General features: G+C 63.2%; 19 protein-coding genes. 5 read left to right on the top strand and 14 right to left on the bottom strand.

The window, feature by feature from the left end; translation table 11 throughout:
- Positions 1 to 49 precede the first annotated feature (49 nt).
- Together K5607_RS06260 and gyrA are read right to left on the bottom strand one after the other, a co-directional pair.
- Positions 50 to 1,834 (bottom strand): glycosyltransferase family protein, encoded by a 1,785-nt coding sequence (locus tag K5607_RS06260; RefSeq protein WP_221048549.1) that lies wholly within the window; start codon positions 1,832 to 1,834, stop codon positions 50 to 52.
- 269 nt (positions 1,835 to 2,103) lie between these two features.
- Positions 2,104 to 4,683 (bottom strand): DNA gyrase subunit A, encoded by a 2,580-nt coding sequence (gyrA, locus tag K5607_RS06255; protein WP_221048548.1) that lies wholly within the window; start codon positions 4,681 to 4,683, stop codon positions 2,104 to 2,106.
- A gap of 159 nt (positions 4,684 to 4,842) precedes the next feature.
- Here gyrA and K5607_RS06250 point away from each other — a divergent pair, with 159 nt between their 5' ends.
- Genes K5607_RS06250 through K5607_RS06240 form a run of 3 tightly spaced genes read left to right on the top strand, consistent with a single transcriptional unit; the run spans position 4,843 to position 7,897 of the window.
- A complete protein-coding gene (locus K5607_RS06250) occupies positions 4,843 to 6,060 on the top strand; it encodes a response regulator (protein ID WP_221048547.1) in 1,218 nt (405 codons plus the stop codon).
- A gap of 8 nt (positions 6,061 to 6,068) precedes the next feature.
- Positions 6,069 to 6,566, top strand: a complete 498-nt coding sequence (locus K5607_RS06245; protein WP_221048546.1) for a hypothetical protein — start codon at positions 6,069 to 6,071, stop codon at positions 6,564 to 6,566.
- A complete protein-coding gene (locus K5607_RS06240) occupies positions 6,563 to 7,897 on the top strand; it encodes a GAF domain-containing protein (protein WP_246598968.1) in 1,335 nt (444 codons plus the stop codon). The genes K5607_RS06245 and K5607_RS06240 overlap by 4 nt, the downstream gene beginning before the upstream one ends.
- A gap of 15 nt (positions 7,898 to 7,912) precedes the next feature.
- On the opposite strand, the gene K5607_RS06235 is transcribed toward K5607_RS06240, so the two are convergent.
- The 12 genes from K5607_RS06235 to K5607_RS18275 form a co-directional block, all read right to left on the bottom strand.
- Complete coding sequence (locus K5607_RS06235) at positions 7,913 to 8,359, bottom strand: DMT family transporter (RefSeq protein ID WP_221048545.1); 447 nt, start codon at positions 8,357 to 8,359, stop codon at positions 7,913 to 7,915.
- 23 nt (positions 8,360 to 8,382) lie between these two features.
- A complete protein-coding gene (locus K5607_RS06230; protein ID WP_221048544.1) occupies positions 8,383 to 9,501 on the bottom strand; it encodes an alkene reductase in 1,119 nt (372 codons plus the stop codon).
- 89 nt (positions 9,502 to 9,590) lie between these two features.
- Positions 9,591 to 10,325, bottom strand: a complete 735-nt coding sequence (locus K5607_RS06225) for a class I SAM-dependent methyltransferase (RefSeq protein ID WP_173586037.1) — start codon at positions 10,323 to 10,325, stop codon at positions 9,591 to 9,593.
- Between the two features lie 151 nt (positions 10,326 to 10,476).
- A complete protein-coding gene (locus K5607_RS06220; protein ID WP_221048543.1) occupies positions 10,477 to 11,604 on the bottom strand; it encodes a protein-glutamate methylesterase/protein-glutamine glutaminase in 1,128 nt (375 codons plus the stop codon).
- Entirely contained in the window at positions 11,601 to 12,092 is a 492-nt protein-coding gene (locus K5607_RS06215) for a chemotaxis protein CheD (protein WP_082411475.1), read from the bottom strand. Before K5607_RS06215 ends, K5607_RS06220 begins: the two co-directional genes overlap by 4 nt.
- Positions 12,089 to 12,919, bottom strand: coding sequence for a CheR family methyltransferase (locus K5607_RS06210; RefSeq protein ID WP_221048542.1), 831 nt, complete (start codon positions 12,917 to 12,919; stop codon positions 12,089 to 12,091). The genes K5607_RS06215 and K5607_RS06210 overlap by 4 nt, the downstream gene beginning before the upstream one ends.
- Before the next feature lie 75 nt (positions 12,920 to 12,994).
- Entirely contained in the window at positions 12,995 to 13,570 is a 576-nt protein-coding gene (locus K5607_RS06205; protein ID WP_221048541.1) for a chemotaxis protein CheW, read from the bottom strand.
- Positions 13,571 to 13,583: 13 nt separating this feature from the next.
- Positions 13,584 to 17,273 carry a methyl-accepting chemotaxis protein gene (locus K5607_RS06200; RefSeq protein WP_221048540.1) on the bottom strand — a complete coding sequence of 1,230 codons (3,690 nt, stop codon included), beginning with the start codon at positions 17,271 to 17,273 and terminating at the stop codon, positions 13,584 to 13,586.
- Positions 17,274 to 17,343: 70 nt separating this feature from the next.
- A complete protein-coding gene (locus K5607_RS06195; protein ID WP_221048539.1) occupies positions 17,344 to 19,554 on the bottom strand; it encodes a chemotaxis protein CheA in 2,211 nt (736 codons plus the stop codon).
- Positions 19,555 to 19,981: 427 nt separating this feature from the next.
- Positions 19,982 to 20,299, bottom strand: coding sequence for an STAS domain-containing protein (locus K5607_RS06190; protein WP_082411684.1), 318 nt, complete (start codon positions 20,297 to 20,299; stop codon positions 19,982 to 19,984).
- A 10-nt stretch (positions 20,300 to 20,309) separates the two neighbouring features.
- Positions 20,310 to 20,678 carry a response regulator gene (locus tag K5607_RS06185; protein ID WP_221048538.1) on the bottom strand — a complete coding sequence of 123 codons (369 nt, stop codon included), beginning with the start codon at positions 20,676 to 20,678 and terminating at the stop codon, positions 20,310 to 20,312.
- Positions 20,679 to 20,769: 91 nt separating this feature from the next.
- Positions 20,770 to 21,459: a methyl-accepting chemotaxis protein gene (locus tag K5607_RS18275; RefSeq protein WP_425515792.1), complete on the bottom strand. Its 690-nt coding sequence runs from the start codon at positions 21,457 to 21,459 to the stop codon at positions 20,770 to 20,772.
- Positions 21,460 to 22,268: 809 nt separating this feature from the next.
- On the opposite strand from K5607_RS18275, the gene K5607_RS06175 reads away from it, so the two are divergent.
- Both K5607_RS06175 and K5607_RS06170 read left to right on the top strand, forming a co-directional pair.
- Positions 22,269 to 22,676, top strand: coding sequence for a bacteriohemerythrin (locus tag K5607_RS06175; protein ID WP_054774350.1), 408 nt, complete (start codon positions 22,269 to 22,271; stop codon positions 22,674 to 22,676).
- A 108-nt stretch (positions 22,677 to 22,784) separates the two neighbouring features.
- Positions 22,785 to 23,780 carry a thiamine pyrophosphate-dependent dehydrogenase E1 component subunit alpha gene (locus K5607_RS06170; protein ID WP_221048536.1) on the top strand — a complete coding sequence of 332 codons (996 nt, stop codon included), beginning with the start codon at positions 22,785 to 22,787 and terminating at the stop codon, positions 23,778 to 23,780.
- Positions 23,781 to 23,788: the final 8 nt, after the last annotated feature.

Genomic DNA, 23,788 nt, shown 5'->3' with positions numbered 1-23,788 from the left:
TCCTGCCTAACACCATGAAGCGACACGAAATACCGCCCCGCGCGATACCTTATAACCCGACCACCGGCCCCATATCGGCGAGAAACCTCTCCACGGCACGGTCATAGGTAAATCCGGCGGCGATAGCATGGGGACTGTGCGGCGCGCGGCGGTCGTTGTCGATAATGTCCTGCAACTCCGCCTGGGTTTTGAAATAGAGGCAAGCCTCTTCCCAATAGGGCGGCTCGGCCAGCTCGCGGCAATCGAAAACTATCGGCGTGCAACCACAGGCGGCAGCTTCGGCCAAGCGCTGCGAATTGATGTCGAAGGCATGGCAGGCGAAGGCATATTGCGCCGAACGGTAAATGTCCGCCACCGCCACGCCGTGGGGCGCCTCGCCCTTGAAAAACCTGGCGACAACCGGGTCGGACTCCCAGTGGCGGCCGTAAATCTCCACGGGAATCGTCGCGCATTCGCACAGCCAGCGCACCGTCAGGCTTCTGATGGCGTAAGGCAGCAAACGCCAGGCTAAATGCTGCGGGTCGACGCCGGATTGCTCGGCCACGGCGCGCAATACCTCGGGACCGAAAGCTTTCCCCGCCACCAGCAAATCCGTCAGCAGCGCCACGGCGGTACACTGTGCCGCACTGGAAAAGTCCACGAAAGACGGGTAATTGGCGCCGACGAAAACCACTTTGCGGCTGCGCGCCGGATTATGGCCGGGATTGAAGACTTCCTCGTCGATACAAAAATTGAGCCTACGCACTGCGCTCGCGCCACAGGAATGCAGTTCTTCGTCCAAATGCGTGGAAATCGAATAATGAAACTCCCTTTCCCTGACGGACAGGGAATCGGTCTTCATATTCTTGCGCACCAGCAGGTCTTGCCACCAAACGATATGCGCCACATGGTCGTTAAGAAAACGGGGCTCGTAGCGGTTTATTTCGAAAAACACATGGGGATTGAATTCCACATATTTGGACAATAGGTCGGCAAAACACAACCGCTCCCTCTCGTCCTGCTCCATGACAAACATCACCCGGCAGCCACGGCGCTCGAACGCTTTGGCGACTCCACGGGCACAATACTGCATCACCGTGGTATAGCGTGAAGTCACTACAAATACACGCAAAACCGGCTCGCTAAAGTCCGGCCGCTGCGCTCTGGCCAGCCCCCCCAGATAAGTGCACACATTGGTGCTGTTGGCTTCCACCGCCCGCAACAGTTGTTGGAACTCCTCGTTGGCTGCCGCTTGCTCCGCCTCGCCGGCGCCTTCCCGGCACTTTACGACGGCCGGCATTTTCAGGGGGGACATGGTAAAGAAATCGACAAATCGGTCGTACGGCACCCAAATAAGATTGCTCAGCTCCGCGGCGATGGCATCTCCGCCGTAAAAACACAGCTGCGGACTGTCGATGGTCGGATGGCCGTTATAGATGCGATTGTGTTGCTTGGCGGTATTAAGCGCCTCCAACGGATCCAGGAAATAGGTATCCAGATGAATGGCGTTACTCGGACGGGAGAAATACTGTTGCCGATGCTCGACGATTTCGTCCAGCACGTCCTGCGGCATGTTTTCGAACTGCAAGACGCCGTCGCGCCGGAAGGCGATCACACCGGGAACCGGCAGGCGATTGCTGCAAAAGGTGGTGACGATGTCGTCGGAAGGAACGCCGATCAAATACGGCGACGCGGCGTCGCCTAAAGCCCCGTCGTAATAACAATAACGCGGACGGCGAATCCCGGCTTCGTCGACGATTTCCCCGCCTTCCATGGCGACGCCGTAAGCATCGCCGTAATCCAGAAAATACGCATCGGAGAATTCCGCCGTACATCCTCCCGCGACACTTGCCACCACGCGCCTCCAAATCGATGGGTATGGGAATACCGGTTTGGTTTGCCGGCGACGCGCCAACTATACCAGACCTGGGTGGATAGTCTTTTTCGCGAAGATATTGAGCCCCGGTCGATAAGGCGCCCGCGCGGCAATACCGCTGGAGGCCTATCGAAGGGAGATACCGGTGCCGTTTCCGTATGGAACCGGCACCGGCGTTTGGAGGTTTTATCGAGGTGCGGCATTCGGCCGCAAGGAGCGACCGGCGGCAGCGCTACGGGACGACCGGCTTATTCCGCCGCTTCGCCCTCGCCCGTTTCCGCGCCGTCGTCGTCCTCTTCGCCGGCCAGCTGTTCGATGCGATCCAGACCCACGACCTTCTCGTTTTCGCTGGGACGGATCACCCGCACGCCTTGGGTATTGCGGCCCAGCACGGAGATTTCGCTGATGCGGGTGCGCACCAGGGTGCCGGCGTCGGTGATGAGCATGATTTCGTCGCTGTCGGTAACCAGCGTCGCGCCCACCACGGCGCCGTTGCGCTCGCTGGTCTGCATGGCGATGACGCCGCTGCCGCCGCGATGGTGGCGGGGGAAATCGGCCAGTTCGGTGCGCTTGCCGTAGCCGTTTTCGGTGACGGTCAGCACCGTGCCTTCGCTGGCGATGATGAGGGAGATGACGCGCTGGCCGTCCGGCAGGTTCATGCCGCGCACGCCGCCGGCCTCGCGGCCCATGATGCGCACCTCGCTTTCGTCGAAGCACACTACCTTGCCGCCGCTGCTGAACAGCATCACCGACTGAGAACCGTCGGTGAGGGCCACGCCCACCAGGCGGTCGTCGTCGCGCAGGCCGATAGCGATTTTGCCGCCGACGCGGATGCGCTCGAATTCGCGCAACTCCACTTTTTTCACCGTGCCGGCCGTGGTCGCCATCAGCACATAGCGCTCCACGCCGAAGTCCTTGATGGGCAGGATGGCGTTGATGCGCTCGCCCTCGGTGAGGGGCAGCAGGTTGACGAACGGCTTGCCGCGCGAGGCGCGGCTCGCCACCGGCAGCTCGTAGACCTTGATGGAATAGACCCGGCCCAGGCTGGAGAAGCACAGGATGGTGTCGTGGGTGTTGGCGACGATGAGCTTGTCGACGAAATCCTCTTCCTTGACGCCGGTGGCGCTCTTGCCGCGTCCACCGCGGCGCTGGGCCTGGTAGGACTCCAACGGCTGGGTCTTGACGTAGCCCTGGTGGGACATGGTCACCACCACGTCCTCCTGGTCGATGAGGTCTTCCAGGGACAGGTCCAGCTTGTCGTGGATGATTTCCGTGCGGCGGGCGTCGCCGAACTGTTCCTTGATCGCCTGCAACTCGCCGCGGATCACTTCCATCAGCCGGCTTTCGTTGGAGAGGATTTCCAGCAGTTCGTCGATCTGCCCCAGCAAGACCTTGTAGTCGTCGACGATCTTGTCCTGCTCCAGGCCGGTGAGGCGGTGCAAGCGCAAGTCCAGGATGGCTTGCGCTTGCACCGGCGACAGGCGGTAGCCGCCTTCCGCCAGGCCGTACATGGGGTCGAGGTTGTCCGGCCGGGAGCGATCCGCATCGGCACGATCCAGCAATGCGCTGACCACGCCGGACTGCCACACACGGCCCAACAGGCGCTCCTTGGCTTCCGCCGGGGTCGGCGAGGTTTTGATCAGTTCGATGATTTCATCGATGTTGGCCAGGGCCACCGCCAGGCCTTCCAAGATGTGCGCCCTTTCGCGCGCCTTGCGCAGCTCGAACAGGGAACGGCGGGTCACCACCACTTTGCGGTGGTCGACGAAGGAGCTGATGATTTCCTTCAGGTTCAGCAAGCGCGGGCGGCCGTCCTGCAGGGCCACCATATTGATGCCGAACACGGTCTGCATCTGGGTGTGCTGATAGAGGTTGTTGAGCACCACCTCGGCGGTCTCGCCGCGCTTCACCTCCACCACCATGCGCATGCCGTCTTTATCGGACTCGTCGCGCAGACCGGAAATGCCCTCCAGCTTGGCTTCCTTCACCAGCTCGGCGATTTTCTCCAGCAGCCGCGCCTTGTTCACCTGGTAGGGCAGCTCGGTCACCACGATACTCTGGCGGCCGCTGTCGTCGTGGGTTTCCACGTGGCAGCGGGCTCGCAGCAGGATACGACCGCGGCCGGTGAGATAGGCTTCGCGGATGCCGTTGGCGCCGTTGATGAAACCGGCGGTGGGGAAATCCGGGCCGGGAATGTGCTCCATCAATTGCTCGATGGAGGTTTCCGGTTCGTCGATCAGCGCCAGGCAAGCATTGATCACTTCGGTCAGGTTGTGGGGCGGGATGTTGGTCGCCATGCCCACGGCGATACCGGCGGAGCCATTCACCAACAGGTTGGGCACCTTGGTCGGCAGTACCGACGGCTCTTTTTCCGACTCGTCGTAGTTGGGGGTGAAATCGACCGTTTCCTTGTCCAGGTCGGCCAACAGCTCGTGGGCGATGCGCGACATGCGCACTTCGGTGTAACGCATGGCGGCCGGCGGGTCGCCGTCCACCGAGCCGAAGTTGCCCTGGCCGTCGATGAGCATGTAGCGCAGGGAGAACGGCTGGGCCATGCGCACGATGGTGTCGTACACCGCCGAATCGCCGTGGGGATGGTACTTACCGATCACGTCGCCGACTACGCGGGCCGACTTCTTGTAGGCCTTGTTCCAGTCGTTGCCCAGCTCGTTCATGGCGTACAGCACGCGGCGGTGCACGGGCTTCAACCCGTCGCGCACGTCCGGCAGGGCGCGCCCCACGATCACGCTCATGGCGTAATCGAGGTAGGACTGCCGCATCTCGTCTTCGAGATTGACGGGAATGACTTCTTTGGCGAATTCAGACATGACCGGATAATTCCTTGCTGAGCGGCCCCGCGAGCATGCTCCCGCCGCGGGGAAAATATCGCGCCATTGTACCAGATCGCGGGACCTTCCGGGCTGTGAGGGACAGCGCGCGCCGGGTCTGGCATCATTAGCCGCCCAAGGATCGACTCAATAGCCGCCATGCACACGCTACTTTTCGTAGACGACGAACCGGATATCGTTGACAGCCTGCAGCGCTCGTTTCGCAAAGGCTATCGGGTTTTCGGCGCCAACTCGGGCGCCGACGCCATGGAAATCATCGACCGCGAAAGCCTGGATTTGATTATCTGCGACCAGCGCATGCCCGGCATCACCGGCGATCAAGTGCTCAAACACGCGCTGGACAAACAACCCCAGGCCATCCGCATCCTGCTCACCGGCTACGCCGACATGGAGTCGCTGGTGCGCTGCGTCAACGAGGCGCAGATCTACAAATACCTGTCCAAGCCCTGGGAGCCGGAAATGCTGCGGCTGACCGTGGTGCGGGCGCTGGAAAGCCTGGATTTGTCCCGGCAGAAGCAATTGGTCACCGACGCCCTCAGCCAATACGTCAGCCATGCCGTGGTGGAGCAGATCATGGCCGACCCGTCCCGGCTGCGCCTGGGCGGCGAGCGCAAAACCCTGACCATGCTGTTTTCCGACCTGGAGGGCTTCTCGACGCTGGCGGAACGGCTGGAACCGGAGGCCCTCACCGCCCTGCTCAACGATTACCTGTCCGAGATGACCGACATCATCCTCGACGAGGGCGGCACCCTGGACAAATACGAAGGCGATGCCATCATCGCCTTCTGGAACGCGCCCCTGGACCAGCCCGACCACGCCGTGCGCGCCTGCCGCGCCGCCCTGCGCTGCCAAGCCCGCCTGGCGGAAAAGGCCGGCGATTACCAGGCCAAGGCCGGCTCGGCGCTGAAAGCGCGCATCGGCCTGCACACCGGCGAGGTGGTGGTGGGCAATATGGGCAGCCGGTGGCGCTTCGACTACTCCATGCTGGGGGATGCGGCCAACTTGGCCGCCCGCCTGGAAAGCGCGAACAAGGCTTTCGGCACGTCCGTCCTCATGTCCGACGCCACCTGGAGCGCGACCGGCGATGCCTTCCCCGGCCGCGAGGTGGGTATGGCCACCGTGCCCGGACGCACGACGCCGGTCAAAATCCACGAACTGCTGGCGCGGGACGACGCAACCGGCTCGGCCGCTTACCAAGCCGCCCTGGCGCTGTGTCGGCAAGACCGCTGGGCCGAGGCCGAAGCGGCATTCGCCGCATCGCCCCACGATCCGCTCTGCCGCGCCTACGCCGGCCGTTGCCGGCAAGCGGCGGCCGACGGCGGCTGGGACGGCGTATGGCGGCTGGAGCGGAAATAAGCCCCGCCATGACCGAAGCCGCCGCCGTGCTCCTTAGCGCCGCCCACGTCGCGTTCATGCAGCGCGGCATATCCATCAGCCTAGGCTCCTGCGGCGCCGACCACGTTCCCAACCTGAGCCGCGGTATCGGCTGCCGCATCGACGGCGACCGGCGCAGGCTGACGGTGTTCGTCTCCGCCGCCCAGTCCGCCGCGCTGCTGGCCGACATTCGCGCCAACGGCCTGATTGCCGCCGTGTTCAGCGAGCCCAGCACCCACCGCACCCTCCAGGTCAAGGGCCGCGACGGCGCGATCGCCGCCCTCGACGACGGCGACCTGCGGCGTATCGCCTTCTACCGGGAGGCCTTTCTGCTGGAAATCTCCGCGCTGGGCTTCAACCCCACCATCGCGCGCAGCCTGCTGCACTGCCCGGACGACGACATCACCGCCGTGGCCTTCACCGTGGCCGAGGCCTATACCCAAACCCCCGGCCCCGATGCCGGCGCACCGTTGCGGGCCGACTGGTGAAACTGGACGCCATCCGCGACTGTCTCGAGGGGGTAATTCCCGGGCTAATGGCCACGTGCGCCCCCGACGGCATGCCCAACGTCGCCTGCCTTTCCCAAGTAGAGTACGTGGACGGGGAACACTTGGCCCTGTCCTACCAGTTTTTCAACACGACGCGGGGCAACATCCTCGCCAACCCCCAGGCCCGCCTCATCGTCACCCACCCGCGAACCGGCGCCCGCTACCGGCTGCTGCTGCGTTACCTGCGCACGGAAACCGAGGGAGCCCTGTTCGAACGCATGAAGGCCAAGCTGGCGGGCATCGCCTCCCACACCGGCATGAGCGACGTGTTCCGCCTGCTGGGGTCGGACGTCTACCGCGTACTGGAAATCGAGCCGGTTCCCGGCGCGGCCCACGAACCGGCGCCGCCGCGCAGCCCGTTGGCGGCCTTGCGCGCGGCCACCGCCGCGCTGTCCGACTGCGGCGACCTGGAAAGCCTGATAAACGCCGCGCTGGACTGCCTGGTAACGCGCTTCGACATCCCGCACGCCATGCTGCTGATGCTGGACGGTTCCGGCACGCGCTTATACACCCTCGCCAGCCGCGGTTATCAAGACTCCGGGATCGGTTCGGAAATCGCCTTGGGAGAAGGCGTCATCGGCGTGGCGGCGCGGGAAAACGCCCCGATCCGTCTCGGCCACATGACGGCGGAATACGCCTACGGCCGCGCGGTGCGCGCCGCCGCCCACAACGGCCGCTGGGAAGGACTGGAAACGGCCATCCCCCTGCCCGGCCTGCCCGAATCGCGCAGCCAACTGGCCGTGCCGATCGCCGCGCGCCGGCAATTGCTGGGGGTGCTTTACGTGGAAAGTCCGGAGGATTTGCGCTTCGGCTACGACGACGAAGACGCCCTGGTCGCCTTGGCCGCGCAACTGGGCCTGGCCATCGGCCTGTTGCAGGAGCCGGCCGAGCCGGGCGAATTGCCGGCCGCCGCAAGCGGCGCCGCCGACGCCGTAGCCGGCGCGCCGCTCACCGTCCGCCGCTACCCGGAAAACGACAGCATTTTCCTCGACGGCGATTACCTGATCCGCGGCGTGGCCGGAGCGATTTTGTGGGCGCTGCTGCGGGATTACCAGGAAAGCCGGCGCAGCGTATTCAGCAACCGCGAGCTGCGAGTGGACCCGCGCATCCGTCTGCCGGGCCGCAGCGACAACCTGGAAGCGCGCCTGATCCTGCTAAGCCGCCGCCTGGTCGAACGCAGCGCGGGCATCGCCATCGAAAAAGCCGGACGCGGCCTGTTGCGCCTGGTCGTGAAACGGCCGCTGCATTTGCAGGAAACGCCCGCGCCATAAGCCCGGCACCGCGCCTCAATGCCTAACCAGCAACACGGCCCCGCCCAACAACAGCGCCGCGCCGACCAGGCGCTGCCAATTAACCGGGCGTACGGCGAACCCCAGCCAACCGTAATGATCCAGCACCAACGACGCGCGCAGCTGGCCCGCCACCACCCAGGCGATCAGGGTGGCGGCGCCCAGGCGCGGCGCCAGCAACACCGCCAGGGTCACATAAGCCGCGCCCAGCAAGCCGCCGAGCCAAGCGTGCCAAGGCGCGGCCTGCCACTGGGCCAACGCCGGCCAGCCGCCGCGGTAAACCACGCACACCCCGGCCAGCGCCGCCGTGCCCACGGCGAACGATACGGCCGCCGCCGGCAAAGAACCGCCTAGGTGGCGGGCCAAGCCGGCATTGATGCCGGCTTGCATGGCGATGGCCAAACCGCCGGCGAAAGCCAACAGCGGCAACAACAACGCGTTCATCGCAGCCTATCGCATCGCGCCATTCAGCCATCCAGCAACGGGTAATCCGTATAGCCGGCTTCGCCGCCGCCGTAAAAGGTATCGGGATCGGGCGTGTTGAGCGGCGCGCCGCGGAGGAAGCGCTTCACCAGGTCGGGGTTGGCGATATAGGGCCGGCCGAACGCCACCAAGTCGGCACGTCCCTGCGCCAACGCCGCTTCCGCCTTGGCCTGGTCGTAGCCGCCGCAGACGATTAAAGGGCCGCGGAACCGCTCCCGAATCGACGCCATCACCGCCACCGCGCGGGGATCGGCCGTTTCCGGCCCGGCGTGGCCGCCGTAAGTCGGATCCACCACGTGCAAATAAGCCAGGCTGCAACCGTCCAGCTGGCCGGCGATGTAACCGAAAGTCTCCAAGGGATCGGCGTCGGCCATGTCGTTGAACGTGCCCAAGGGCGACAGGCGCACGCCCACCCGGCCGGCGCCCGACACCTCGCTGACCGCCTCGATCACTTCCAGCAACAGGCGGGCGCGATTGGCCACCGAACCGCCGTAACGGTCGCTGCGCTGGTTGCTGTTGGAGTTGATGAATTGGTCCAGCAAATAGCCGTTGGCGCCATGCACTTCAACACCGTCGAATCCGGCCTCCAGGGCGTTGCGCGTTGCCTGGGCGTATTGCGCGACGATCCCGGCGATTTCTCCGGTTTCCAAGGCGCGCGGAACAACGAAAGGCGCCCAGCCGCCCTGGCCCTGCCCGTCGACGATGAAAGCCTGTCCCGTGGGCGCGATGGCCGACGGCGCCACCGGCAAGGCGCCGCCCGGCTGGAAACAAGGATGGGACACCCGCCCCACGTGCCACAGCTGGAGGAAAATACGCCCGCCTTCCCCGTGCACGGCGTCGGTCACCCGGCGCCAACCGGCCACCTGTTCGGCGGTATGAATGCCGGGAGTCCAGGCGTAGCCTTGGCCTTGCTGGCAGATTTGGGTCGCCTCGGAAACGATCAGGCCGGCGTCGGCCCGCTGGCGGTAATAGCGGGCGTTCAACTCGGTGGGCACATTGCCCGGCTGTCCGGCGCGGGAACGGGTGAGCGGCGCCATCACCACGCGGTTGCGCAGGGTATAGGGGCCGATTTGGATCGAGCTGAACAATGGGCTATGGGACATACCGTGACTCCTTGTTTGCTTTCACTGCCGAAACCTGAATCGAATAAGCCGCAGGCCGCTGAATCGCCGCGGCCGTCAAGCGGTAACTTTTAACACGGCCTTACGGCGGTCACCAAAGCATTCACGCCGACGCGGTATTCCACCGCGACGTCGGCGAACCCCAGGGATCGCATGGCGTCCAGGGCGGGCGCCAAGCGCATGATGTGATCCGGCGACTCGTCGCTGTGCAGGTGCACGATCCACTGTTCCAACAGATCGTACCGCCCCAGGCGGCCGAATTCGCGGAAGTAATCCTGAATTTCCCCCTGCACCGAGCGGCAATGCTCGCGCACGTCGTCCAGGGCGTAGCGGTCGCCGTTGACGAACAAGCCGCCCGGCTTGAGCACTCGCAGCACCTCCCGCAGCACGTCGAGGCGATAGCTGTCGAAGAAGTTATGCAAGGTGTAAGCGCTGGCGACCACGTCGAAGCTGGATTCCGGCTGGGCTCGCAAAGCGCCGAGAGCGTCCTGCTCGGCCAAGCTCAACCGTCCCTGCTCCAACCAATGCGCCAGATTGCTGCGCGCCTGGTTGAGCATGGTGGGCTCGCTGTCCACGGAAAGCAGCCGCAAATCCTCCCTGCCGCTCAACAACGCGACGCTGGTGATGCCGGTGCCGCATCCCAGCTCCAGCCCGGCCAAAGGCGCGGGTTGCGCCGGCCAAGCCGCCACTCGCGCGCCCACCCGGCGGCTCATATCCGGCGCTGCGGGGCAAATGACCTTGAGCAGTTCGTAGTGCTCGCCGATCAAACCGGCGAAAAGTTGTTCCACTTGTTCGTGCCCTGACATGGCGTTCAAGCTCCCGTGATGGTCTGGATGACGGCCTTGGCGCAACCCGTCGGCCCCACTCTATGGATTCAGCCGGCCAGCGGACGCCGAATCCCGCGATGCCGGCGCGGCTCGGCAAGAATTACGCCCCTCGGCCGCAAGCCCCGCCCGTTCAGGGCTTCTGCCCCACAATGGGCTTTTCCTGATGGAAGGCCATGATGGCCTGGGGAATGGCGCCCAAAGGCATGACGTGGTCCACCGCGCCGGCCTTCACCGCCTCCTTGGGCATGCCGTAAACCACGCAACTGGCTTCATCCTGCGCCACCGTCGGCGCCCCGGCCTGATGCATTTCCAGCAGTCCCTTGACCCCGTCGTCCCCCATGCCGGTCATGATGACGCCCAGGGCGTTGCGGCCGGCGAATTTAGCCACCGAACGGAACAACACGTCCACCGACGGCCGGTGGCGGCTGACCGGCGGGCCGGCGACGATCTGCACGTGGTAATAGGCGCCGCTGCGCTGCAACAGCATGTGGTAGCCGCCGGGGGCGATGAGCGCCAGGCCGGGGATCACCCGGTCGTTGTTTTCCGCTTCCTTGACGCGGATCTGGCACAAGGTGTCCAGCCGGTCGGCGAACGCCTTGGTGAACTTCTCCGGCATGTGCTGCACGATCACCAAACCGGGCGCCGTGGCGGGCAAGACGGTCAACACCGCCTCCAGCGCCTGGGTGCCGCCAGTGGACGTGCCGATGGCGACGATGCGCTCCGTGGTGCGGAAAGGCTGGCCGCCGGTGCTGGCCGGCAAAATCACGTCGGCGTTGTGCCTGGGACGCAGCGCCTGGGAAGCGGACGGAGCCTGTTTGGCAACGACCGGCGCGCGGGCCAGGTTGCGGGAATTCACCCTGGCGGCGGCGCGGATGGCGCCGAGGTATTCCGCCGCCGACTCCTGCAAAAAGCCCTTCACGCCGATCTTCGGCTTGGTGATGATGTCCACCGCGCCGGACGAGAGCGCTTGCATGGTGGCGTCCGCGCCGGACTCGGCCAGGGAAGAGCAGATCACCACCGGCGTGGGACGTTCCGCCATGATTTTTTTCAGGAAAGTCAGGCCGTCCATGCGCGGCATTTCGATGTCCAGCACGATCACATCGGGCCAAACCTGCTTCATCCGCTCCATGGCGAACAGCGGATCGCGCGCGGCGCCGATCAACTCCATGCCGGGATCGCCTTCGATCAAGCTGGCCGCCACCTGCCGCACCACGGCGGAATCGTCCACCACCAGAACTTTGATGCTTTTATCGCTCATAAAGGCCTCTCGCCGGGCTTGCAGGCGCGCAGCCAAGTATCGCCGGTGTTCAAATCCAGCACCACGGCGCGGTGGCAATAGCCGCCCACGTGCTCCCGCTTGATGACGAATCCCGCCTTGCGCAGCAGAAACCGCGCGGCCTCCACGTTGCGCCGGCCTACGTCGCCGCCGGCCCGCGCGCCTTGTCGGGGAAACATATTGCCGCCGCCGAACAATTTGGCGACGCAGTCCTCCGGCCTGGCGCCGTATTGACGCAAGGCGGCGCGGAAGCTTGCGATGGCTCCTTGCACATACAAAGCGTCCGTCTGCCGGCGATGGGCGGGCGGCTCGGGCAGCAGGCAATGGCTCATGCCGCCCAGGCGCAGCGCTTCATGCCATAGGGTGATGGCGACGCAGGAACCCAACAGGGTGCGCACATAGCCGTCGCCCCGGCCGAAAAACCATTCGCCGGCCGCCACGTGCCGCTGTTGTTTCGTTTGAGGACTCATACCCGCCGGTAAATGGATGGGGACACCGATTGCAACTCGCCCGCCACATGCATCAGCGTTTCCGAGTGGCCGACGATGAAGTAACCGTTCTTCTTCAAAAAGCGCTGCATATTTCCCACGATCCGCTGCTTCACGTCCTGCGGAAAATAAATCAGCGTGTTGCGTAAAAAAATCACGTCGAATTGCCCTAAGGACGGTAAATCGGTATTCAAGTTGACGCGCAGGAACTGCAAGTGGGCGCGCAACTCCGGCCCGATCACGAAAGTGCCGGCCTGCGCCCCCGTACCTTTCAGGCAGTATCGATGCAAATAAGCCTTGGGAATGGATGCGCCGCGCTGCAGGGAATAGTGGCCGGCGCGGGCTTGGCGCAACACGTCGCTATTCACGTCGGAGGCGACGACCTCCCAACGCTCGTGGGCCATGGCGTCGGCCATGGACATGGCGATGCTGTAAGGCTCTTCCCCGCTGGAGCTGGCGGCGCACCAGATCCGCACGGGATTATGCCGGAACGCGGGACTTTGGCACAGCTCCCGCAGAAAATCGAAATGCTTCGGCTCGCGAAAAAACGAGGTTTCGTTGGTGGTGAGCCGGTCGATCACCTCTTGCAACTCGCCCGGCAGTTTGCCGCTGACGATGGCGCGGTAATACATCGCATAGCTGGGAAGCCCCAACTGCCGCAGGCGCTGGTTCAAGCGCCCGGTAAGCAGGGGTTTTTTATTGGCCGCCAGATGGATGCCGGTCTGTTCGAACAGCAATCGTTGAAACTGCTGGAACTCCAGGTCGTCGATGGCGATGGTGCCGGACCTGTCCGGCATGGCGGGATTCATGGAGATCGTCCAACGGATGTGGGGAGTCGCCGGCCAGGCCGGCGGCCCCGCGCCACGGCACGGGGCCGCGGACTATCAGGCGGCGCTGGTTTCTGCCTGGGCCGCCGCGGCAACGGTGTCCGTGCCCCGGCTGGCCAATTGGGCGATTTCCTCCACCGACAACACCCGGGCCACATCCAGCAGGATGACGAAACGGCCGTCCACCTTGCCCATGGCCTGGATAAAGTCGGTGCGGATTTTCACCCCGAAAGAAGGGGCGTCTTCGATGTTCTCGGAGGAAATGTCCAACACCTCGTTCACCGCGTCGACGATGATGCCCAGGTAATGCCCTTCCTCGTCGGTGTCCTCCAAGGTCACATTCTCGATGATGACGATGCAGGTACGCTTGCCGACGGCGGTGGGCTCGCGGCCGAAGCGCACGGACAAATCCACCACCGGCACCACCGCCCCGCGCAGGTTGATCACCCCGCGCACGGCGGCCGGCATCATCGGCACCGGCGTCACCACGCCGTACTCGATGATTTCCCGGATATGCTGGATCGGCATACCGAACAAGTCCCCGCTCAGGGTGAACGTCAGGTATTGGGCCACTTGCCCGCCTCCCGTCGCACCCTCGCCGGCCGGCAGGCCGGCCTTGCTTGCTTGTGTCATGACGGCTTCCCCGTTAGAACTTGACGAACTCGGACAAGTCCGGCGTCTCCTCTCCCGCATCGGCCACCGGGTTCTTCATCACCCGTTTTTTACCGGCGGCGGGTTTGCGCACCGCCGCGTGGACTTGGCCCGCCATGCCCGAACCGGTGCCGGTGTTGAAGAAGCCCATTACCTGTTGCAGCTTCTGCGCCTGATGGCTCATTTCCTCCGAAGTGGCCGCCAACTGCTCGGAAGCCGAAGCATTCTGTTGGGTGGCTTGGCTGATTTGCGTCATGGACGAATTGATCTGGCCGGCGCCGGTGGCCTGCTCCTCGGATGCGGCGGTGATTTCCTGCACCAAATCGGCGGTTTTCTTGATAGACGGCACGATTTCGTCCAGCAATTTGCCGGCCCGCTCCGCCATCTGCACGCTGCCGCCGGCCAATTCGCCGATCTCCTGCGCCGCCACCTGGCTGCGCTCCGCCAACTTGCGCACTTCCGCCGCCACCACCGCGAAACCTTTGCCGTGCTCGCCGGCGCGTGCCGCTTCGATGGCGGCGTTGAGCGCCAGCAGGTTGGTCTGGTAGGCGATGTCGTCGATGATGCTGATCTTGTTGGCGATCTGCTTCATGGCGTCCACCGTGCGCCCCACCGCCTCGCCGCCGTCGGCGGCGTCCTTGGCCGCTTTGCCGGCGATGCCGTCGGTCACCTTGGCGTTCTCCGTGTTCTGGCTGATGGAGGCCGACATCTGCTCCACCGAAGCGGTGGTTTCCTCCACGCTGGCCGCCTGCTCCGTCGCCCCTTGGGACAAGGACTGGGCGGTGGCGCTGACTTCCTCCGACGCGCTGGACAAAGCGTCCGCCGCCGTGCGCACTTCGTCGATGATGCCCTGCAAACGCTGCACGGTATGGTTGATGGTGCCCTTCAGCTCGCCGAACGCGCCTTGGTAGTCGCGGTCGATGCTGGTGGTCAGATCACCCGACTCCACTTGCGACATGGCTTGCTTGATGTCGTTCACCGGCGTGTTGACCGCCTCCATGATCTGGTTCATGCCCTGGATCACGCTCTTGAACTGACCGCGATGGGCGTTTTCGTCGGCCCGCACGTCCAGCTTGCCTTCCACCACGGCGTGGGATAAACGTTCCGCATCCGCCATCAGCGCCTGCAACGGCCCGATCACCGCATCCAGAGTGTCGTTGACGCCCTGCACGATCTTGCGGTAATCGCCCTGGTGCTTGCTGGCGTCGGCGCGGGTTTCCAGCTTCAACTCCACCGCCGCCTTGGACAGCATGGCGGCGTCGGCCACCAGCGCGTTGACGTTGTCGATGGCCAAGTTGAGGTTGTTCTTGATGGTGTTGAAATCGCCGTTGTAGGTGTCGGTGATCTTCGGCGGAATCGCGCCCTTAGCGATGCGATCCACGTAATCCGCCGCCACGTTCAACGGCCCGATCACCGCGTCCAGCGTCTGGTTCACGCCCTCCACGATCTTGCGGTAATCGCCTTCGTGCTTAGTGGCATCGGCGCGCGTCGCCAGCTTGCCTTCCACCGCCGCTTTGGACAGCATCAAGGCGTCCGCCACCAAGGCATTGACGTTGTCGATGGCCAGGTTGAGGTTGTTCTTGATGGTGTTGAAGTCGCCGTTGTAGGTGTCGGTGATCTTCGGCGGGATCGCGCCCTTGGAAATCTTGTCCACGTAATCCGCCGCCACGTTCAGCGGCCCGATCACCGCGTCCAGCGTCTGGTTCACGCCCTCCACGATCTTGCGGTAATCGCCTTCGTGCTTAGTGGCATCGGCGCGCGTCGCCAGCTTGCCTTCCACCGCCGCTTTGGACAGCATCAAGGCGTCGGCCACCAGCGCATTGACGTTGTCGATGGCCAGGTTGAGGTTGTTCTTGATGGTGTTGAAATCGCCGTTGTAGGTGTCGGTGATCTTCGGCGGGATCGCGCCCTTGGAAATCTTGTCCACGTAATCCGCCGCCACGTTCAGCGGCCCGATCACCGCGTCCAGCGTCTGGTTCACGCCCTCCACGATCTTGCGGTAGTCGCCTTCGTGCTTAGTGGCATCGGCGCGCGTCGCCAGCTTGCCTTCCACCGCCGCTTTGGACAGCATCAAGGCGTCCGCCACCAAGGCATTGACGTTGTCGATAGCCAAGTTGAGGTTGTTCTTGATGGTGTTGAAATCGCCGTTGTAGGTGTCGGTGATCTTCGGCGGAATCGCGCCCTTGGCGATGCGATCCACGTAATCCGCCGCCACGTTCAACGGCCCGATCACCGCGTCCAGCGTCTGGTTCACGCCTTCCACGATCTTGCGGTAGTCGCCTTCGTGCTTGCTGGCGTCGGCGCGCGTCGCCAACTTGCCCTCGACGGCGGCCTTGGACAGCATGCCCGCGTCGGCCACCAGCGCATTGACGTTGTCGATGGCGGCGTTCAGGTTGTTCTTGATGACGTTGAAATCGCCGTTGTAGGTGTCGGTGATTTTCGGCGGAATCGCGCCCTTGGAAATCTTGTCCACGTAATCCGCCGCCACGTTCAGCGGCCCGATCACCGCGTCCAGCGTCTGGTTCACGCCCTCCACGATCTTGCGGTAATCGCCTTCGTGCTTGCTGGCGTCGGCGCGCGTCGCCAACTTGCCCTCGACGGCGGCCTTGGACAGCATGCCCGCGTCGGCCACCAGCGCATTGACGTTGTCGATGGCGGCGTTCAGGTTGTTTTTGATGACGTTGAAATCGCCGTTGTAAGTGTCGGTGATTTTCGGCGGGATCGCGCCCTTGGAAATCTTGTCCACGTAATCCGCCGCCACGTTCAGCGGCCCGATCACCGCGTCCAGCGTCTGGTTCACGCCCTCCACGATCTTGCGGTATTCGCCGCGATGTTTGGTGGCGTCGGCGCGGGTCGCCAACTTGCCTTCCACCGCCGCCTGGGCCAACAGGGCCGCATCGGAGGACATGGATTTAACTGCGTCCATGACGCCTTTCACGGCCACCAGCAAGCTGGCTTCCTCGGCGCCGCTGACATTGACGTTGAACGAAAGGTCGCCCGCCGCGATCTTACGGGCGTAATCCGAAGCCTCGGCCGGCTCGCAGCCCAGTTGGGACATCACGCTGCGCGTGATCCAAACCGCGGCGGCGATGGAAACGAGCAGGGAAATACCGCCCAGCACCAGCACCCAGAATACCGCCTGTTCGTAACCCTGTTTTGCCGTTTCGTATGAAGCCTTCGCCAGTTCCTGCTCGTGCTTGACGAATTCGCTGAAAGCCTCCATCCACTTTCTGTAAGGCTCCCGACCTTTGAGGGACAACACCCGCGCCGCCTCTTCATTCTTGTTGGCGACGGCCAGTTGGATCGCCTCGTCGTTGACCTGGCGGGTACGCACCTTCGCGTCGTTCACCTTGGCCAGCAGCGCCATGCCTTCCGCGGACTTCACGCTGTCCCGCAAAAACTGCTCTTGCTTGTCCTGCTCGGCGCGCAACCGCGTAATCGTCTCCGCCGCTTCGCGATTAGCCGCGTCGTCGGTGGTCAAAGCCGAATTCCGGATTTGGATGTTTACTTCCTGCGCCGCGCTGCGCCAATTCTGGATCGCCGTCAGTTTGGCGATCTTGTCGTTGACGATATCGTCCATGCGCACCTGCATATCGCCCATGCGCATCAAGCCGAAACCGACGCTGACGACCATTAAGAGGATGGCCAGGGAAAACCCCAATGCCAGCTGATTGCGTATAGTCATAACCGCTCTCCGATGAAGAAACTGCTTTGAAAACCGACGCGCGTTGGGCGCCTTCTCGTGCGGGCAACGCTCAATTCAGTCGCGTTGCCGCGTAGTTTTGCTGGCTCCCTCGCCCTTCCGCCACTTGTATCAAACTGGGGACGTCCAAAATCATCGCCACTTCGCCGCTGCCCAGGATGGTGGAGCCGCTGACGCAACGTAACCGTTCGAACAGCTTGCCCAACGGTTTGATCACCGTTTGGAACTCGCCGAGCAATTGATCCACCACGACGCCGATCTGCTGGCCGCCGCCCTGCACCACGACGATGCTTTTTCGCAGCGTGTCGGCATTGGACTCGTCGAAGAGTTGGCGCAAATTCAGGTACGGCAACACCTGGCCGCGCAGGTTGATGTAATTGCCTTCGTGGTCGCGCTGCTTTTGCTTGTCGAATTCGATGCATTCGACCACGCTGTCCAGCGGCAATACGTAAGTGGACTTGCCCACGCCCACCAAGAATCCGTCGATGATGGACAAAGTGAGCGGCAAGCGGATGGAAACGGTGGTTCCCACGCCCAACTCGCTGGCGACCTCCACGCTGCCGCGCAGCGCCAATACGTTGCGCTTGACCACGTCCATGCCCACGCCGCGACCGGACAAATTGGTGACCTGATCGGCGGTGGAAAGCCCAGGCGCGAAAATCAGCTGGAGAATTTCCTGATCCGACAAGTTGGCGCCGGGCGCCACGACGCCCTTGGCGATGGCTTTGGCCAGCACCTTGTCGCGGTCGATGCCGCCGCCGTCGTCGCTGACCTCGATGACGATATTGCCCGAGTCGTGATAGGCATTGAGCCCCACCCGGCCCTTGGCGGGCTTGCCCAGCCCCAAGCGCGTCTGCACGTCCTCGATGCCGTGGTCCATGGAGTTGCGCACCAGATGGGTCAGAGGATCGCCGATTTTTTCCACCACGCTTTTATCCAGCTCGGTGTCGCCGCCGCGGATTTCCAGGTCGATGTCTTTGTTCAATTCGCGCGTCACGTCGCGTACCACGCGGCGAAAGCGGTTGAAGGTTTCGCCGATGGGCACCATGCGCAAGCGCAAGGAACGATCGCGGATGTCTTCGATCAAGCGGGAAATCACCGAAGCCGATTCGAGAACGTCGGACAAGCCGTGCTTGCGCGCCAGCATGCTGGTGCCGGCGCCGGCGATGACCAGCTCACCCACCAGATTGATCAGTTGATCGAGTTTTTCCGCGTCGATGCGGATGGAACGGCTTTCCTTGGCCTTGCTCTCCTGAATCTTTTGCTGCTTGTCCAGGGCGGATCGCACCGTTTCCGGATACACCACGCCCTGCTCCACCAGGATTTCCCCCAAGCGCTTGCCCGGCGGCGGCGCTTCTTCGCCCTCCGCGACGGGAGCGGTCTGAGAGTTCAGCGCCATGGACAATTCGTGCTCGGTCAAGGCGCCGCTTTTCAGCAGGATTTCGCCAACCTTGAAATCGCTTTCCGGCAACGCTTCGATCAACTGGCGGAAGGTGGCGATTTCGCTGTGGGGTGGAAAGATGCGAATCTGGCAATCGTCGGCGACGAATTCGAACACTTTCTCGATGTCCGGCTTGCTGGCCGTGCTGTCGAAAACGATTTCGAAGCCCAGGTAGCAGGACTCCGGATCCATATCGGCCGCGGCCGGCATGGCGTCGTAAAGCGTGGAAATATGGACGATTTCGCCCAGGGTCTTCAGGTAGCGAATGAAGGACAGCGGGTCCATGCCGTTGCGCAGGACGTTCTCGCCAAAGCGGAGGGAAATATGCCAGTGCTCGCTACGCACCAGGTTTTGCCCCGCCGGCACGCTGCCTTCCGCCGCGTTCGCCGCGGCCGGCGGCGCGGCTCCGGCCGCGGTCGCGCCGCCGCCCAGATAAGCCTCCAAGCGCGTACGCAAATTCTGCCCCTGGTGCGCGGTGCCTTCGTCGGGATTCTCGATGCCTTGGCTTAGCAAGTCGATCAAAGTCTCGATGTGGTCGCGGCACTCCAGCAGCAGGGCGATCAGCTCGCCATCCACCGCCAGCGTGCCGGAGCGAACCCGATCCAGCACCGTCTCCACCACGTGGGTAAAACCGACGATGGGCGTCAATCCGAACAGCCCCGCCGACCCTTTGATGGTATGGGCGGCGCGGAACACGGCATTGATGTTCTCGGCATCCTCCGGCTCGGCTTCGATGCGCATCAGCCCGGACTCCATGTCCCGCAGCAGCTCCTGAGCCTCGTTGACGAAGGTTTGCTTGGCTAATTCAAGTTCATCCGTCATTGCCACTCCAGTACGGGGAATAGTGAAGTTCAGAATACACTAACAAACAAATGTGACAATCCACACAGTACGCGCGCGGCATCTACGTTAAAGCGTAGCCGAAACCATCGCCGGCCGCCCAACCGTTGCCGCCTCGGGAGGGGCATGCGCAGCCTACATCCCGGCCGGCTCGCAGGAACGGACGCAAGCAACGCGAAATGGAATGCGGATAGCGCGAGCGGCGCGGCCAAGGCTGCCGGAAACGATTCATCCAGCGCCCTGGAGGCGCTCGGCAACCATACGACTACCTTGCCCGCAAAGCTTAGAACACGTTGGGCGAGGCTGCTTGCAGCCGACGCAAACGATGCGGCGTCGTGCGCAGCCGGAACGGACGCGGAACCGCCCGCCCGGCCGCCGCCGTCAGAACGGGCGTCTCATATCAGCCGGCTCAAGCGTCATGACATAAGTCCTGCCCGAACAAGGAGGACACATTGCACAACTCGATGATCTCCATCACCAACGGGTTGCTGCCGATCAGGCGTAACGGCCGGCCGAGCTTGTCCGCCTCGCGTTTGAGCAACAGCAGCACTTGCAAGCCGGCGCTGTCCATTTCGCTGACAAGAGACAAATCCAGCGCCGGCTGCTCCTGGGCCGCCAACGCCTCCAGCAGCGCCGGCTTCAAGGCCGCCGCCGTATAGATGGTGAAATCGCCTTCCACCCGCAGGGGATTGGACGACGCGGCATTGTGCTTTTTCTTGACGACCATGGGCGGATCCCTAGGGCAAAATCAATTTGGATACGGCGTCCAGCAACTGGGGCGGCTGGAACGGCTTTACGATCCAAGCCTTGGCGCCCGCCTCTTTGCCCTCGGCCTTTTTCTCCGGCTGGGACTCCGTGGTCAACATGATAATGGGCGTGAATTTGTAATTGGCCAGCTTTTTCACCTCCTTAACAAAGGCAATGCCGTCCATATTGGGCATATTCACATCGGAAACGATGAGATGTATTTTCTGCCCGTCCAGTTTCTTCAGCGCATCCTGGCCGTCGCTGGCGGCGATCACGTCATAGCCGGCGCCCTTCAGGGCGATGGTCACCACTTGCCTGATGGACGCGGAATCATCGACTATCAATATGGTCTTTGCCATTTCACCACCGTATTCAACTTTATGGGTTTTGTTCTATTGGCATCGGCTCGGCCAACCAAGCGGCAAGCCGGCCGAATGAATTCATACACATCTAAAAGAATGTGGTTTCCGTGCTTTCCTGTGCCCGCACCGCGGCGCCGCGAGCCGACGCACTCGCCCGCTGGTGATTCAAGCGCTGGTCGTCGGTGGTATAGGTATCGCTCATCGTGGTCAGCCATTGATCCACGTCGAGGAACTCCGCCTCATGCTGATAGCGCTTGTCGTAGCCTTCCAGCTGGCCTTGCAATTGATCCAGGTTGTGCTCCACCTGGCACAGAATCTGGCTTACCCGATCCTGGAACTGCAGCGAAACCAGCACGCCCTCGATCTCGCGGTGGATGTCCCGGTTCTGCGCCTGGAGTATGGCGGTGGATTGCGTCATGCGCGTGAGCAATTGGTCCAGCCGCTTGAGGATGCCCTTCAGCTTCTCTTCCGACTGATGCTCCGCCTCCACGTCCCGCAAAGCGGTTTGCTCCGCCGCCTCCAGGGCCGACATCATTTTCTGGCTGATCAAATTGACCTTCTCCCGCATTTCCTTGCCGGTTTTACCGGAAATCTGCGAAAGGCGCCGCACTTCGTCCGCCACCACGGAGAAACCGCGCCCTTGCTCGCCGGCGCGGGCCGCCTCGATGGCCGCGTTCAAGGCCAGCAAGTTCGTCTGATCGGCAATATCGCCCACTTGTTTCGCCATGTTTTCCAACTCGGTGGTGTAACTGGCCAGGGTTCTTATTTCCGTTACCATTTTGCTGGTGGTGCCCAGCGTTTCTTCCAGCAGATTTATCACGCGGCGCAACTCTTCTTCGCTGTCTTGCAGAGTGCAGCCGATACTCGCCTCGTCCTCGCCGCCCAAGGACGAGTTATCGATGGCGCTTTCCAAATCGGCGATGATGGAAGCAAACCGGCCGCTTAGGGCGATGATTTCGTCCTCCGTCTGGGTTCGCGCCGTCTGGATATGGGTGCGCCATATGGGCATCACTCGCAGATAAAAGCGCACCAACTGCTCGACCCGGTTACGCACGGCCTCCCGGCTTTGCTTGGCCATGGCATCGCTGGCCGCCGCTTTCGCCGCCGCCAGCTGGCCTTGATGGATTCCGTCCAAATACCGGCCCACGCCGATGCCGGCCAGCAACAGCACCGCGCCGGCCGCCAAAGCGATCCAACTCATGCCGCCCAATGCGGCGCAAACGCCGCCCGCCGACGCGCCCAAGACGGACGGCCAATAAAGAAACTGTCTATTGCTATCGTTCATTCCACCCTACCGATTCGATTCGCGGCCCGGATGCTCGTCACCCGAGACATCGGCCGTCCCAAGTCCAGCTTTCCGCCCACGCGCGCTGCTGCAAAACATTGCGTGACCGACCGCGCAAAATCCGCGCCTCATACGGCTGGAGACTAGCTGTAGAAGGCGTTTCCGTCAAACTTGGGCGAGCATCCCGACGGCCGCCTTCCCGGCCGCCGTATCCGCACTTGCGTCGCCGGTCGCATCGCTTGTATCGTTGGCTCCGCCGCAAAAACGAATTCATCATCCCTTTAGCAACACGGAGAACGCGAATGGCGATTTTTTCTTGGAAAAATGACTATCGCGTCGGCGACGCGACCATTGACGCCCAGCACGAATATTTGTTCGCCCTGGCCAATGAAGTGGTCGGTTCGCAAAGCCGGGCCGAGCTGACCAACCACGTGATGAAGCTCTACCGCTACGTGCGGGAGCACTTCAGCCACGAAGAAGCCGTGATGAAGCAGACCAGCTATCCGTCCTACCAGGAACACATCGCCATGCACGATCAGTTGATGGCGCAGCTGACAGCCATCAGCGACAGCATCGGCAAGGATCAGTGGTCGGTGGACGAATTGCAGCGCTTCATGAACCAATGGCTGCTGGGCCACATCCTCGAAGTCGATACGCAATTGGCGGCCTTCCTGGGAAAAACCGGCGAGCCGTCCTCGCCGGTTTCCTAAAACTTCGCTCCAGCCATCTTAAAAAACGCCTAAACGGCCGCCCTCCGGGTCTTTTGCCGTGCAAGACGGCGTAAAGTGACGCTCCTTAACCGCCGGCCGGCTGCCGGCATGAGCAATCCTGCTCGCGACAAGGAGTACCGGATGGAATCCAACACCGACAATACAACGCTGCTCGCCATGCTCGAATCCATGCTGAGGATTCGCGCCTACGAGGAAAAAGCCGCCGCCCTGCAAGCGCAAGGCCAGGCGCCGGGCACATGCACCGCCGTCGGCCAGGAGGCCGTCGCCGTGGGCGTGGTGCAAGCCCTGGCGGCGGACGACCTGATCCTCACCAACCACCGCAGCGCCGGCCATTTATTGGCGCGGGGCGCCGACACCGGCCGCATGCTGGCCGAAGTGATGGGCAAAAGCACCGGCTATTGCAAAGGCAAAAGCGGCTCGCTGCACATTTCCGCCAAGGAACTGGGCGTGGTGCTCACCTCCACCATCGTCGGCGCCGAACTTTCCCTCGCCACCGGCGTGGGGTTAGCCCTGGCCATGGAGCGCAGCGCCGCCATCGCCGTGTGCTTCTTCGGCGACGGCGCCGCCTGCGAAGGCGCGTTCCACGAATCCCTCAACCTGGCCGCCCTGTGGCGCCTGCCCATCCTCTACGTGTGCGAAAACAATCAATGGCAGGCCTTCGTACACCGGCGCGAAGCCATGGCGGCGGAAAGCGTCGGAGACTGGGCCGCCGCCCATCCCATGCCCTGCGCCAGCGTGGACGGCAACGACGCGGAGGCGGTATACGCCGCTGCTGCCGCCGCCGCCGCCCAAGTGAGAAGCAGCCGCCAGCCCTATTTCTTGGAAGCGCGAACCTACCGCCTGCGCGGCCACTACGAGCCGGACGACCAGCATTACGTGGACGCGAAAGAGCTGGCGGGTTGGCGCGGCCGCGATCCCATCGCCGCCTTGCAAGCGCGGCTGCTGGCGCAGGGCGTCCTGAGCGCCGAAAGCCTGGAACGCCTGCACCAGCGCGTGGCGGCCGATATCGACAACGGCTTGGCCTTCGCCCTGGCCTCGCCCTACCCCGCCGCCGAGGAATTGGCTACGGACGTGTACGCGTGAAAGGAGAC

The organism is Methylogaea oryzae (assembly GCF_019669985.1).
Taxonomy (GTDB): Bacteria; Pseudomonadota; Gammaproteobacteria; order Methylococcales; family Methylococcaceae; genus Methylogaea; species Methylogaea oryzae.
The sequence above is the reverse complement of the archived record's forward strand: the minus strand, read 5'-3'. Positions and strand labels throughout refer to the sequence as shown.

Bases quoted from the DNA above. Each gene is read 5' to 3' on its own strand.
- K5607_RS06190 (WP_082411684.1), bottom strand. From the start codon at position 20,299: ATGGTCGTCAAGAAAAAGCACAATGCCGCGTCGTCCAATCCCCTGCGG.
- K5607_RS06170 (WP_221048536.1), top strand. From the start codon at position 22,785: ATGAGCAATCCTGCTCGCGACAAGGAGTACCGGATGGAATCCAACACC.
- K5607_RS06220 (WP_221048543.1), bottom strand. From the start codon at position 11,604: ATGAGCGATAAAAGCATCAAAGTTCTGGTGGTGGACGATTCCGCCGTG.
- K5607_RS06230 (WP_221048544.1), bottom strand. From the start codon at position 9,501: ATGTCCCATAGCCCATTGTTCAGCTCGATCCAAATCGGCCCCTATACC.
- K5607_RS06205 (WP_221048541.1), bottom strand. From the start codon at position 13,570: ATGACACAAGCAAGCAAGGCCGGCCTGCCGGCCGGCGAGGGTGCGACG.
- K5607_RS06245 (WP_221048546.1), top strand. From the start codon at position 6,069: ATGACCGAAGCCGCCGCCGTGCTCCTTAGCGCCGCCCACGTCGCGTTC.
- K5607_RS18275 (WP_425515792.1), bottom strand. From the start codon at position 21,459: ATGGTAACGGAAATAAGAACCCTGGCCAGTTACACCACCGAGTTGGAA.
- K5607_RS06215 (WP_082411475.1), bottom strand. From the start codon at position 12,092: ATGAGTCCTCAAACGAAACAACAGCGGCACGTGGCGGCCGGCGAATGG.
- K5607_RS06185 (WP_221048538.1), bottom strand. From the start codon at position 20,678: ATGGCAAAGACCATATTGATAGTCGATGATTCCGCGTCCATCAGGCAA.
- K5607_RS06235 (WP_221048545.1), bottom strand. From the start codon at position 8,359: ATGAACGCGTTGTTGTTGCCGCTGTTGGCTTTCGCCGGCGGTTTGGCC.
- K5607_RS06195 (WP_221048539.1), bottom strand. From the start codon at position 19,554: ATGACGGATGAACTTGAATTAGCCAAGCAAACCTTCGTCAACGAGGCT.
- K5607_RS06175 (WP_054774350.1), top strand. From the start codon at position 22,269: ATGGCGATTTTTTCTTGGAAAAATGACTATCGCGTCGGCGACGCGACC.
- K5607_RS06225 (WP_173586037.1), bottom strand. From the start codon at position 10,325: ATGTCAGGGCACGAACAAGTGGAACAACTTTTCGCCGGTTTGATCGGC.
- gyrA (WP_221048548.1), bottom strand. From the start codon at position 4,683: ATGTCTGAATTCGCCAAAGAAGTCATTCCCGTCAATCTCGAAGACGAG.
- K5607_RS06200 (WP_221048540.1), bottom strand. From the start codon at position 17,273: ATGACTATACGCAATCAGCTGGCATTGGGGTTTTCCCTGGCCATCCTC.
- K5607_RS06250 (WP_221048547.1), top strand. From the start codon at position 4,843: ATGCACACGCTACTTTTCGTAGACGACGAACCGGATATCGTTGACAGC.
- K5607_RS06210 (WP_221048542.1), bottom strand. From the start codon at position 12,919: ATGAATCCCGCCATGCCGGACAGGTCCGGCACCATCGCCATCGACGAC.